The following is a 13,083-nucleotide window of genomic DNA, read 5'->3' as shown; positions in this document are numbered from 1 at the left end:
AAAAAATGTAAGGTTAATGGTATTTCCCGGAGTCAAATTAATAATTTATTTCTATTCTAATCCAAGACCTAACCGAATAGCGTTTTCCACCGGAGAATAATTACCATCAGGGTGTTGTAGTACAAAATCTTTTGCTGGAATTAAAGGGGGCTGAGCCAGAAAGCGCGGATTTGTACCATGGTGCGGTTGGGCGGCATGCACCAAAAAAGGATGGCACAAATAAACAGTTCCGGCCGGACCAGTAGCGAGAACTTCTTTTCCCCCATTAATACTCGGTAGCTTTTGGGCCAGTTCCATAAACGATAAACCTGCTTGGCCGGCCGGTTCTAATAAACGGGCTACCTCCAAATGCGAGCCTACCTTAATCCGGGTAGGAGCATCTTTTTCCCCAACGTCCGAGAAAAGAAACAGCATGAGTAAAGCCCGGCCTCTCGAAAATACATTTATCCGCCACGACAGGTAATCAGATAAATCAACACCCGGAAAACTCGCATCTACGTGCCAGCCGGTATCACCTGGATTTTCCTGGGTGGGAAACCGAACCGGAAAACTGCCTAAACTCATGCGGGGAATCCAAGCTTCTTTGCCTACTAATTGGTCGAAAGCAGCGTGCAGTTTAGGGGTATTAACGGCGTTTCTAAAAGGGGCCTGGCTAAAATCTCCTAACCGGATCACGGGTTGCGTCCAGGTAGTAGCATCATCGGGATTACAGGAGGTTGCTTGCCACAAAATTGCCCGAGCTTCCGTTGCTAGTTCCTGCGGAAAGGCTTCATCCAGCCGGATATAACCCTCGTGCATAAATTGCTGTATTTGCGATTTAGTAAATACGAGTTGCATGGTGAGATTTGCTTTTGGTAAACCACCCACTTTTGGGTAATAACTATCAGAAACAGATAAAGGGTAGTAAGTTACTAAATTTGTTTTATCTGAAATTTCTTTATCCTGATTAATAAGTAACTGATCAAAATTAACTTGCCAAAAATAATTTACCATACGTACGATTGAGATTGTAATAAGAAGGCTTTAACATTCTATTACTTACACCCATATCATGAAAGTCGAACATCTACTATCTTGATATGGGTGTCTCTTTTCTTAGATCAATTCAATTAAGTAGGGCTAAAATTAGGAGAGAAGAGATGGGTAAAGGTTGAAAATTAAGTTTTAGTTCTATAGATTATTTAGAGTGCAGGTAAATTTAAAGTAATTCTGAATTGGAAAAAGTAGGCATTCTCCTTTTCTTTATATTCTAATCCGGATTGATTTCTTTATACCATTAAATTACTTTATGAAATATTTTTCCTTAACTGCCTTGGTTCTTTGTGCAATTACCACCTTTTATCTAACGGCTTTTAAACCGAATGACACAACTGATCGGGCCCAGTTAGCAGCGGCAATTGATAAATCTATTCGGACGGAGATGCTGAATAAGTGGTACCCGCGGGCCATAGATAAGCAATACGGCGGTTTCCTGAGTACTTTTACTTACGACTGGAAACAAGCTCCTGAGCAGGATAAATTCATTGTAACCCAGGCACGCCATATCTGGTCCAATGCCCGCGCATCGCAGTTTTATCCAACGGTAGAGTATTACAAAGCGGGCGGCAAACATGGTTTTACTTTTTTACGCGATGTAATGTGGGACAAAACCTACGGTGGTTTCTATGCGCTCGTCGACCGGCAAGGCAAAGTGAAAGAAAATCCTACGGAGCCTAAAAATGCGTACGGTAATGCTTTTGGTATTTACGCCCTGGCAACCTATTACATGGCCTCCGGCGATACGGCCGCTTTAAATCTGGCCAAAAAAACCTTTCTTTGGCTCGAAAAACACAGCCACGATCCTAAATTCAAAGGTTATTACCAGGCTTTAGAACGCGATGGTACTCCCATTCAACGGCACAGCAAACTACCTTCTACTTCCGAAGTGGGCTACAAAGATCAAAACAGTTCTATTCATATACTGGAAGCTTTAACTGAACTCTACCAGGTTTGGCCCGATCCCTTGGTGCGGGAGCGTTTGCAGGAAATGCTGGTATTAATTCGGGATACTATTACTACTCCTAAAGGCTATTTAATCTTGTTTTTGAAGCCGGATTGGCAACCTATCTCTTACCGCGATTCTTCTGCGGTTGCCCAAGAAAAGCATCGGGGCTTAGACCATGTGTCGTTTGGGCACGATGTAGAAACCGCTTATTTAATGTTGGAAGCTTCGCACGTACTCGGTTTAAAAGAAGACCCTAAAACCATGACGGTGGCGAAACGCATGATAGACCATGCCCTGGCTAACGGCTGGGATGCAAAAGCCGGCGGCTTTTACGACGAAGGTTATTACTTTAAAGATAAACCCGGCATTACCATTGTAAAAGGCGGTAAAAACTGGTGGGCTCAAGCCGAAGGGTTAAACACGTTGTTGTTAATGGCCGATCATTTTCCAAATGATAAAATGCAGTATTACCAAAAATTTCTGCAGCAGTGGAAATACATTAATGCCTACCTAATTGACCACGAACACGGCGACTGGTACCCGGGCGGAATAGACAAAGAACCGGAACAAAAAACGGCGCTTAAAGGCCAGATCTGGAAAGGAAATTACCACCAGTTCCGGGCCTTATCTAATTGCGTGCTGCGTTTACAACCCGATAAAACGGCTCCTGCCGCTCCGAAAAACATTAGAATAAATGCGGGTACTTTAACCTGGGAAAAAGTACGCGATAATAAAAACATGTTGGGCTATAACATTTACCAAAACGGCCAGAAAATTGGCTTTACCCCATTGGCTAGTTTTGTAGTACCCACTGCCAAAAAAGGCAGCAAAATAACCGTACAAGCCATAGACTTAGCCGGCAATTTGTCTGCTAACAGCGCTGCGATAACCTTCTGATATTAAAATTATTTACTAAATTGTCCCAGAAAACTCCCGGTAAAATTCGCTTCTGCTGGGAGTTTTCTTTTTGCTAAAAGTTGCATTGATTTATGAATATAATTTTTACCAGCATAAAATTTTATTCTGTTTAATCAGTAGCCAAGAATAAAAACCAGTAGCTAAGAAAAACTGACACCAGTTTGGCTGTGGAGGGCCTTTTAGCGTTCCGGAGTTGAGGAAGGAGGCATGGCGCAGTGAAACGAGCCAAGGTTTGCTAAACCGGAATTTTTCCTTTTTCAAGGGGAAGTACAGTAGGCGGAAGGGTAAGCCAAACGAGACCCGTCGGCTAGGAAGCAAACTTAACCGGTTCAAGTTAGATAGTACCAGCGCCTGGAGGCTGGAACAAGCTCCAAAAAATAGCTGCTGATACTATATCTTTTATGTTTTATTTAAGTATAGACTATCCTATTAAATATGGTTTAAGTAGCTAGTTTATAACTAAAAAGTAGCTTTAACACCATTTATTATATTTATCATTAAGATATAGGTTTACAAGTATAAAGAGGTTAGAACGAGTGATCTTTATTTATTAAATAAAAAATTTTTATTAATTATTTATACTTTAATAAAAATTTTATAAAAGTTATTTGTTTGTTGCTTTACTTTAAATACCTTGCAGTGTTTAAGTTAATCAGGTTACATGAGCGCCTTATTCTCAGAAGATACTTACTTGGATACGCTTAATCACATCGAGCGGAAGAAGCATTTGCAGAAGCTCAAAATAATCAAATTTTTATACGTTAAAGGAGCTAAAACCAACGCGGCTATCTGCGAGCGGTTTACTATTAGTGCGCCTACTTCTATGGCGCTTTTAAACGAGTTAATTGCCGAAGGCATCGTGGAAAAGCAGGGCCGGGGCTTATCTATTGGCGGGCGGAAGCCAGATCTGTACGGTTTACAGGAAAACTCCTTGTTTGTGCTGAGTATCGAAATGGAAAAGCACAAAACAAGGATGGCCATTTTTAATAATAAAGACAAAAATATTACCGGTATCCGCACTTTTCCGCTGCAAATTACGCAAGATTTAACCGCTGTAGATCAATTATATATCTGTGCCGAAGAGCTGATCCAAACCGCCGGTATCGATAAAAACAAACTCATTGGTATCGGCATCAGCATGCCCGGTCTCGTAGCTTCGAAAGAAGGAAATACCTATACGTACCTGTTAACCAATAATTCTTCGGAGTCGTTGGAAGAAATTCTCGAAAAGAAATTTAACAAGCCGGTTTTTATTCAAAACGATGTAAAAACCATTAGCCTGGCCGAATACCGGTTTGGGCTAGCCCACGGTAAAAAAGATGTGCTGGTAGTTTGGATGGACTGGGGCATTGGTCTGGGAATGATTATGGACGGAAAACTGCGGAGCGGTACTTCCGGATTTGCCGGCGAATTTGGGCATATTCCTATTATAGACGATGGCTTATTGTGCCAGTGCGGTAAACGCGGTTGTTTAGAAACCGTAGCTTCGGGGATGGCTTTAGTACGGCTGGCCAAAGAAGGTATTAAAGGCGGAGCCGTTTCGATGCTAAGCGAATTAACGGTACAAGAAATAGAACAACTAGAACCACCCGCCATTATCGAAGCGGCCAACCGTGGCGATCAGTTTGCCATCCGGATTTTATCGGAAGTAGGGATGCATTTAGGAAAAGGCCTGGCTATTTTAATTCAGCTATTTAATCCTGAGTTAATTATTTTAAGTGGTACTATTGCCGAAGCCCGGCAGTATATTACAACGCCCGTACAACAATCTTTAAATACGTATTGCATGGCCCAGCTCCGCGAGAAAACCAGTATTGCTTTATCGGATTTAGGGAATAATACCTTAATGCTGGGTTCTTTAGCTTTGGTGATGGAAAATATTTTCGAGAATAATATTGGCTTCGCTAAAAATAAAGGAGTGTAAATTTTAACATAAAGAACAATAGCCATACAAACCAAGTTGCCGCTTAAAAGGAGTGGTTAACTATTAACGTGTACCAGATTTATAAATCATAAACCTATTTATTCAGTTAAACTATGATTCGCTTAAACTTATTAGAAGAAACCCGTTTTGAAAAACTACCCGTTACGGTTTACCCCGATCAGCACATTGCTTCGCGGCAAGTGGCTCGTCGCATTTGTGACCTGATTCGCCGGAAACAGCAAAATGGGGAAACTACCGTGCTAGGATTAGCTACCGGAGCAACGCCGATTGAAGTTTACGCTGAATTGGTTCGTTTGCACCGCGAAGAAGGATTGAGTTTCCAAAACGTAATTACTTTTAACCTGGATGAGTATTACCCCATGAGTCCAACGGCGCCGCAAAGCTATGTAACGTTCATGAACGAGAACCTGTTCGATCATATCGACATCCCGAAGGAAAACGTTAATATACCGGACGGAACTTTGCCTCTAGAGGAAATACCGGCTTTTTGTTTGGCCTACGAACGGAAGATAGAAGATTTAGGCGGTCTGGATTTACAAATTTTGGGGATAGGCCGTACGGGTCACATCGGGTTTAACGAACCTGGTTCGGCTCCTAACTCCGGTACCCGCCTGGTTACTCTCGACGATCTGACCCGCCGGGATGCTTCCCGCGATTTCGGGGGGAAAGAAAACGTGCCTACCAAAGCCATTACCATGGGTATTGGTACCATTTTTAAAGCCCGCGAAATTGTGCTTATGGCCTGGAACGCCAAAAAAGCACCCATCATTAATAAAGCCGTAGAAGGCGAAATGTCGAGCGAGGTGCCCGCCACCTACTTGCAACTTTCGGATAACGTAGAATTTATTCTCGACGAAGATGCCGCTTCAGAACTTACCCGTTTTGATACTCCCTGGCTGGTAAAAGATTGCGTGTGGGACGAGCAACTTACTAAAAAAGCCGTTATCTGGTTATCCGGTGAATTGAACAAACCTATCTTAAAGCTTACCGAAGAAGATTATAATAACCACGGTATGGCCCAGTTGGCCGTAGAAAAAGGTCCGGCTTACAATATTAATATTCACGTTTTTAATAAAATTCAGCATACCATTACCGGTTGGCCGGGTGGCAAACCAAACGCCGATGACTCGCAACGGCCGGAACGGGCCAATCCTGCCAAAAAGCGCACCATTATTTTCTCTCCTCACCCCGACGACGATGTGATATCCATGGGGGGTACGTTTATCCGGTTGGTAGATCAAGGGCACGATGTACACGTAGCGTATCAAACTTCAGGAAATACTGCTGTTTGGGACGATGATGTGCTGCGTTACATGGAGTTTGCCATTGATTTTAATAACAGCATCGGCAAAGATAGCAACCACTTAAAATCTATTTACGAGGATATGCGCCGGTTCTTTACTCAGAAACAACCTAATCAGATAGATACCCAGGAGGTCCGCGACGTAAAAGGATTTATCCGGAAAAGTGAAGCTATTTCGGGCGCTCGTTACGCAGGTTTAGCCGATGATCATATTCACTTTATGGCTTTGCCTTTTTACGAAACCGGTAAAACCCAAAAAAATCCGGTTACCGAAAAAGACATTGAACTTACCATGGAATTGCTGCAGCAGGTAAAACCGCACCAGATTTTTGCCGCCGGCGATTTTGCCGATCCGCACGGTACGCATATTGTCTGTTTCCGGATTATCCTGGAAGCCCTGACACGTCTGCAAAAAACCGAAAGCTGGACCAAAGACTGCTGGCTGTGGATGTACCGGGGCGCCTGGCACGAGTTTGAAGTGCACGAAATTGAAATGGCCGTACCGCTGTCGCCGCAGGAAGTAGAACGGAAACGCAACGCCATTTTCAAACATCAATCACAAAAAGACCGGCCGGTATTCCCCGGCGACGATGCCCGGGAGTTTTGGGTGCGGGCTGCCGAACGTAACCGCGAAACGGCTAAAATCTACGATAAACTAGGCCTCGCCGATTACGAAGCCATGGAAGCTTTTGTGCGCTGGAAATTCTAAATTAAGAATTCAATAGTAACTTAATCCCCACTTTTTCACCCACCCGTGAAAGAGTGGGGATTTTTATTAGAATTATACATGAGTCAAACTTTACTATTTTTATAATTTTGATTCAAAAGTACTTTGGCTTTTTTCTGAGTGAGTAATAAAATCTTCGTGAATAAAAGCTATTTTTCTAAATAGTGGTTTTAATCTTACCTGATTATGAGAAAAGGTATTCTTTTGCTGCTAGTATTTATCTGTTTTGGTTCTCAGGCGCAAATACCAATAGACCTGACCGGAATACAAAAAAAGAGCGCAACTCAGGTGACCAGTACTCCTAATCGCCTGGAAGTAAGCTGGCCAGCTAAAGCAAATCAAAAAGGGAAAATTATTTTAAATCTTGCGCCGCAAAGTCCGCTTTTTACGAGTATTCAGTTGTCGCAGCAAGGTGCGTTTAAAGAAATAGCCGCCAATCTGGACCCGGCTTTTATTTTAACCATTGGCAAACGGGATTTAATTACGCAGAACGGCTGGAATATTTTCTTCGATAAGACCCACAAAAAACCGCACCAGTCTTATTTGGTTAATCTAAATAAAAAAACGGCCAGCGTGCATACCGATGGTTCCCGCACGGTTATTCGTATTTCGGAAATACAAGCGGCCACGTTTAACGGTGCCCTCGAAATTACCTTATATAACGGCAGTCCGCTGTTTAATGTAGCGGCAGTAATGGCCACCGAAGTAGATTCTACAGCTATTCTCTACGATGCCGGCCTGGTTAGTAAAGCCCTGGTCTGGAAGAGTATATCCTGGTCGGATTCGGGTGATAAGCTGCAAACAACCACCGCTCTAACCGCTGATACCAGTACCAACCTAGCCGTAAAGTACCGCACCATTATGGGCACCGGCGAAAACGGCAACCTGGCTGTATTTCCCGCACCGCACCAATATTTTTATCCTCTGGACGAAGCTTTTAATTTAAAATTTACGTGGTTCGGCCGTAATTACCGCAATATGCTGCCTGGTTATGGCATAGGAATCCGCCAGGATTTAATGGGTGATGATCGTTATGTGCCCTGGTTTAATGCGCCACCTAAAACCCAACAGCGGCTTAACTTTTTTTGCCTGCTAAGCCCGGCTACCCCCGACAAAACCTTAGCCGAAGTAAAGCAATTTACGCATAGCGATGTGTATAAACCGCTGCCGGGCTATAAAACCATGTCAAGCCATTTTCATAACGAATTTGTAATGAAAGTGCTGCTGGCCAACCAGCCGGTACCCGAGAAGCCCACCTTTGTAGAGGTATTTAAAAATACGGGTATCGATATAGTACACTTGGGTGAGTTTCATTATACGGCGCACCCAAAAGGCCCCGATGAGCAACGTTTATTGGAGTTAAAAACCTTATTTGATATGTGTAGGCGCTATTCTTCGGATAAGTTTTTACTCTTGCCCGGCGAAGAACCAAACGAGTTTTTGGGCGGCCATTGGTTAGCCTTTTTTCCTAAACCAGTTTATTGGATTATGTCGCGGAAGCCCGGAATGCCTTTTATTACCGATGATTCGCGTTTTGGGAAAGTTTACCGCATTGCCGATAAAACCGAGATGTTAAAATTACTGGAACTGGAAAACGGCTTGGCCTGGACGGCTCACGCCCGAACCAAAGGATCTACCGGTTACCCCGATAAATACAAAGAAGAAGCATTTTTTAAATCGGATCAATTTATGGGCGCCGCCTGGAAAAATATACCCGGCGAATTATCGGAGCCCCGGTTAAGTAAACGCGTGTTGGATTTAATGGATGATATGGCGAATTGGGGTTTAAAAAAACACGTTATTGCCGAAGCAGATTTGTTTACCGTAGAGCCCGAAAATGAAATGTACGCGCATTTAAACGTAAATTATTTGCAGCTAGATAAACTACCCAACTACAACAATGGCTGGCAACCTATTTTGGATGCCATGCAACAAGGAAGATTTTTTGTGTCTACGGGCGAAGTATTGCTGCCGACATTTACCGTAAACGGGAAAAAATCCGGTGAAACCTCTACTTTAGCAAAAAACGGAAAAGCAACAATTGCCTTAGAAGTAGACTGGACTTTTCCGTTAACTTTTGCCGAAATAATTTCGGGTGATGGAACACAGGTGTACCGGGAAAAAATAAACTTAAAACACACCTTACCTTTTGGCAAGAAGAAATTTACTTTTACAACCAATCTGCAAAATAAAAAATGGGTACGGGTAGAAGTATGGGATGCCGCTGTGAATGGCGCCTTTACGCAACAGGTTTGGCTTGAGTAAAAAGTAATTGCCACTACTTAACCTGTCACTACCATTAATTTTTGTAGTCCTAAACTTACAGGTTCATTTTTCTTTCGCAAACCCTCCATGGACTGTAAACTTCCCCGAAAATAGAACTGTTTAGGAAAAGAAAAAAGCTTAACTTAAAACAGCGCATTTGAAAAGAAAGACCTTCACCCCTCAACAAAATGCCAAAATTCTCAAAGAGTTTGAAAAAGGCAAAAGAGCCGTTGGAATTAGTCGGGAGCATGGCGTAAGCCAGGCGGCTTTTTACATATGGCGGCAGCGTTTAAAAACTCGCCAGGAGGCCTAAAAACCGGTGCCGACGAATACCTGACCCAACAGGAAAACAGTACTCCGGCGTAGTGGTACAGTTAACTTGCGTAGGTACAGGTTGTAATAACAATTAGGTAACAGCCGTAGAATATTCCCTTTTAGAAGCACAACCATTAAACACTAAAATATTACTACTTTCACGGACGTTCACGCTCGTGAAAATTATTTTGGAAGCCTCTGACCGGGCATACTTTTAGAGGTTCCTTAAAATAAATCCAGTTAAATTCCTACCGGCCAGAGGCCGGACGATAAACAACACGAGCGTGGACGCTCGCGTTATAAAAGTTTTTATCTGTAGAACTTAACTGCCCTACTACCTGCGAAAATTTACTAAAAAATTTCTTTGTCAGAAATTACCAAAACTAAGGAGTAGGAGTAACAGGAGCAGGCGTATACTTAACCATTTTATTGGCCCACGGAATAAAGTATTTAATGTTTGGCGCATCGGTATGGCCGCCGTCGTGCTGCCGCCAGGCCAATTCACCATCCAACAAACTTATATTTACCCCGGGCATTTTGGCTGTTTTATAACTTTCTGTAACTCCTAAATCGCGGGCGCCAAGCAGCTTATAAACGGGGCCGGCGGCAACAGTTGCCATGTAACTACCTTGTTGGTCCAGCCACTTAGCGTCGCCTTTTTCGGGAATACCGTAGCTGATAAAAGTAGGCCGTGGAGCGCACATAGCAATTAATTCATGCTGATCCACTGGTAAGTCATTGGCAGTTTTAATACCGAAGGATGCTTTGGCAGCTCCGTATTTTAGATAATTTCCGGCCATCCAATAATATAAACCGCCCGTTAAGTTTTCTACGGCTTCGCCAAAATTGCGCCGGTTAGGTTTGGTGCCGCCTTGCCCCGCCGAGCCTATTAAGCCCAAGGCAAACCGCGGATCATACGCTAACGTAACCAAGGCCGCTTTCCCGTACCGCGAAACGCCTTCAATTCCTACTTTTTTGGCATCTACCGTTGGTTCGATTTCCAGGTAATCTAAAGCGCGGGAAGCTCCCCAGGCCCAGGCACGCAAAGCACCCCAATCTTCGGGTTTACGCGGCTGGCCTTTATTTACTAAACCAATAATGCCCTTGGTTAAGCTGGCGCCATTATCGGCCTGAATGCTGGTAGGGTCGATAGTGACGTAACCCCAGCCAGCAGCCACTAACTGATTAATGGTAGGTGGATCGCTGGGCGGAGTACCCGGAGCAGGAAAAGCACCAAAAGGATTTGTGGCCTGCGGCGAAAAAGGATTATAGGCCGGATATTGTTCAAAAATAGCTTTTAGCGAAGGATCGCTTTTAATGAGTATTTCTTTTAAGGCCGCATTAATTTTTTCTAAATCTTCTTTCGGTGGTTGCGCAGGAGCGGGCAGTCCGCTGCGACCGAACATCATGAGCACTGGTACCGGACCTTTTACATTCGTCGGCGTTACCAGGGTCATAGAAATATTTACGTCAATTAAAGGGTACTCCGAATTATCTACCCGACCAACCAACTGTTTAGCAATTACCGGGGTGCGGCCAACCATTTCTTTGTCGGTAACGGTTACCTGCCAAATTACTTTAGGTACTTTTTTCGGGACGCGGCCGTACACTTCTCTTTCAAAATCTTCGGCTATTTCGGGGCGGCGCTGGTTCCACCATAGAGCCGGGGTAGTTACTTTCTTACCATTTTTTAAAGTAAGTACCTCGGGATAGTTCGGGTAAGGGTTGGCTAAAGCTTCGTCGTAATTGGCGTGGTTAGGTGCCGATTCATCGCCGCTAGGGCCTGGGCGCAGAGCTTCAATCCCTAATTGCTTCATCATGTTTTGCCGGTCTTGTTCGGCGGTAAAATTTACTACGGGCGGATATTTACCCGCTGCCCCAGAATTAGCAGTTTGCGCCGCTGCCGTACTGGCCAGGCACACGAAAAAAAGATATAGAGCTTTCTTCATGAGAAAAATTTAAATTTTTGTAAAGAGGGGAAAAGCAAATTTCAAAAACTCCTGGTCAGCCTTTATGGGTAATCCAAACGCATTCTGAACAATTAAAAATTAATCGAACTTACTTAACTAACTGCATCTGGTTATACCCAATTAGCTTTTTTCTAAAATGGAGCAGTATACAAATAAAATCATTTAGTTGCAGCGGTTTGTGGCTTATTATTTATTCGGGCTATTTTATATTAAAAGCAAAATAGGAAGGCTAATCAACAAGGATAAAACTTAGTTTTAATTTTTATGTCATTAACCATAAAATAGGTAACTGCACTTAACTGCCTCAGCAACTATTTTTCAATCCAGTTTATAATAGCACAAGCAAAACCTCGGGCTTTTTTACTTTTAAATCTGTTACCTATTCCAGGTTCAGGTGCAAGCCTCTGTAGTTAATTATACTTCGGCAGTACTCTACTGGCACTAATTAAAAGCGACTTTGGAAAATTTAAGAATTCCAAAGTCGCTATCCTGTTTTTAATTCAGATTTAAAGTACTCTATAACCTTTCCAGATTTGCCGGACTATTCTTCAATTTGATTCGTCAATGAAATACTTTCGGGATGCAACACAACCTGACCTTGACGGTACAGTGTACCAATGGCTCTTTTAAACGTTTTTTTACTCATGCCCAGCATTTGATAAATAGTATCCGGATCGGAGTTGTCGGATAAAGGCAAAGAACCATTAGCGCCTTGTAACTTTTCCAGAATTATCTGGGCCGCATCTTTTACCTCTCCAAAGCCTACGCGTTGTAAAGTCACGTCTAGTTTCTGGTCTTCCCTGACTTTTTTGATATAACCTCTGGTTTGTTCACCAATTGGTAAATCCCGGAAAACCTCATTCTTATAAACCATGCCCAGGTATTTGTTATTTACGATAACTTTATAACCCAAATCCGTTAAACCGGCTACGAGCAATTGTACTTCTTGCCCCTCAGTTAAATCGGTAACTTCTTTTTGCAGATATTTTTCGTACTTAGCTGTACCTACTATGCGGTCAGAACTATCGTCGAGGTAAATATAAATTACGTACCGCCGCCCGGCTTGCATTTTATCGCGCTGGTTTTGGAAAGGCACAAATAAATCTTTTTCCAGACCCCATTCTAGAAATGCGCCGTACTGGTTGGTGTCTTTTACCTGAAGCGCCGCGAAATCTCCAACTTTGGCTTTAGGTTCCAGCGTGGTAGCAATCATCCGGTCTTCGGAATCCCGGTAAATAAAAACGCGTAAACGGTCACCTACGCGAGCATCATCGGGCACATATTTAGCCGGTAACAGAATTTCTCCGTCGTCCGAGTCCAGGTACACGCCAAAATCTACTTCTTTTGCTATTTCCAGTTCGTTGTAATCGCCAATGGCTACCATAATATTTGCGAAAAAGGTTTATCAATGTACGTAACGTGGAACTGCATGGTGTCGGTTGCGGATATTACATTGGGAGCGTAAATTTACTATTTCCCTTTCTTATAATGCAATTATTTGTCGTATATGCATTAGCTTTTAAGTTGCAAGCAGCCGCTGGTATGAATTTTATATAATTATTATGTTAAAGAAAGCTGTTTAACTATTCGTAAATAGCTGTAGGAGAAAGTTCTAAGCTATGATAAAACCAATTCCATTTGGTGATTTGTCCCTTA

Annotated in this window: 8 protein-coding genes; 5 read left to right on the top strand and 3 right to left on the bottom strand. The window is 43.0% G+C overall.

The features are described 5' to 3' along the window. Positions 1-51: 51 nt before the first annotated feature. Positions 52-993, bottom strand: a complete 942-nt coding sequence (locus HUW48_RS19175) for a phytanoyl-CoA dioxygenase family protein (protein WP_317173715.1) — start codon at positions 991-993, stop codon at positions 52-54. A 295-nt stretch (positions 994-1,288) separates the two neighbouring features. On the opposite strand from HUW48_RS19175, the gene HUW48_RS19170 reads away from it, so the two are divergent. The 5 genes from HUW48_RS19170 (at position 1,289) to HUW48_RS19145 (ending at position 9,455) form a co-directional block, all read left to right on the top strand. Continuing rightward, on the top strand, positions 1,289-2,881 hold the full coding sequence (locus tag HUW48_RS19170) for an AGE family epimerase/isomerase (protein WP_182412473.1): 1,593 nt from the start codon (positions 1,289-1,291) through the stop codon (positions 2,879-2,881). A gap of 682 nt (positions 2,882-3,563) precedes the next feature. Next, positions 3,564-4,826 carry an ROK family protein gene (locus HUW48_RS19160; RefSeq protein WP_182412472.1) on the top strand — a complete coding sequence of 421 codons (1,263 nt, stop codon included), beginning with the start codon at positions 3,564-3,566 and terminating at the stop codon, positions 4,824-4,826. Positions 4,827-4,939: 113 nt separating this feature from the next. Further along, a complete protein-coding gene (gene nagB, locus HUW48_RS19155) occupies positions 4,940-6,859 on the top strand; it encodes a glucosamine-6-phosphate deaminase (RefSeq protein ID WP_182412471.1) in 1,920 nt (639 codons plus the stop codon). A 204-nt stretch (positions 6,860-7,063) separates the two neighbouring features. Continuing rightward, entirely contained in the window at positions 7,064-9,142 is a 2,079-nt protein-coding gene (locus tag HUW48_RS19150) for a CehA/McbA family metallohydrolase domain-containing protein (RefSeq protein WP_182412470.1), read from the top strand. Positions 9,143-9,299: 157 nt separating this feature from the next. Continuing rightward, on the top strand, positions 9,300-9,455 hold the full coding sequence (locus HUW48_RS19145) for a transposase (protein ID WP_182412469.1): 156 nt from the start codon (positions 9,300-9,302) through the stop codon (positions 9,453-9,455). 385 nt (positions 9,456-9,840) lie between these two features. On the opposite strand, the gene HUW48_RS19140 is transcribed toward HUW48_RS19145, so the two are convergent. Then, complete coding sequence (locus HUW48_RS19140) at positions 9,841-11,406, bottom strand: alpha/beta hydrolase family protein (RefSeq protein WP_182412468.1); 1,566 nt, start codon at positions 11,404-11,406, stop codon at positions 9,841-9,843. A 562-nt stretch (positions 11,407-11,968) separates the two neighbouring features. Further along, positions 11,969-12,811, bottom strand: coding sequence for a CvfB family protein (locus HUW48_RS19135; RefSeq protein WP_220463953.1), 843 nt, complete (start codon positions 12,809-12,811; stop codon positions 11,969-11,971). Positions 12,812-13,083: the final 272 nt, after the last annotated feature.

It is taken from the genome of Adhaeribacter radiodurans, assembly GCF_014075995.1.
GTDB lineage: Bacteria > Bacteroidota > Bacteroidia > Cytophagales > Hymenobacteraceae > Adhaeribacter > Adhaeribacter radiodurans.
This window is presented reverse-complemented; position numbering and strand designations above follow the sequence as displayed.

Bases quoted from the DNA above. Each gene is read 5' to 3' on its own strand.
- HUW48_RS19175 (WP_317173715.1), bottom strand. From the start codon at position 993: ATGGTAAATTATTTTTGGCAAGTTAATTTTGATCAGTTACTTATTAAT.
- HUW48_RS19170 (WP_182412473.1), top strand. From the start codon at position 1,289: ATGAAATATTTTTCCTTAACTGCCTTGGTTCTTTGTGCAATTACCACC.
- HUW48_RS19160 (WP_182412472.1), top strand. From the start codon at position 3,564: ATGAGCGCCTTATTCTCAGAAGATACTTACTTGGATACGCTTAATCAC.
- nagB (WP_182412471.1), top strand. From the start codon at position 4,940: ATGATTCGCTTAAACTTATTAGAAGAAACCCGTTTTGAAAAACTACCC.
- HUW48_RS19150 (WP_182412470.1), top strand. From the start codon at position 7,064: ATGAGAAAAGGTATTCTTTTGCTGCTAGTATTTATCTGTTTTGGTTCT.
- HUW48_RS19140 (WP_182412468.1), bottom strand. From the start codon at position 11,406: ATGAAGAAAGCTCTATATCTTTTTTTCGTGTGCCTGGCCAGTACGGCA.
- HUW48_RS19135 (WP_220463953.1), bottom strand. From the start codon at position 12,811: ATGGTAGCCATTGGCGATTACAACGAACTGGAAATAGCAAAAGAAGTA.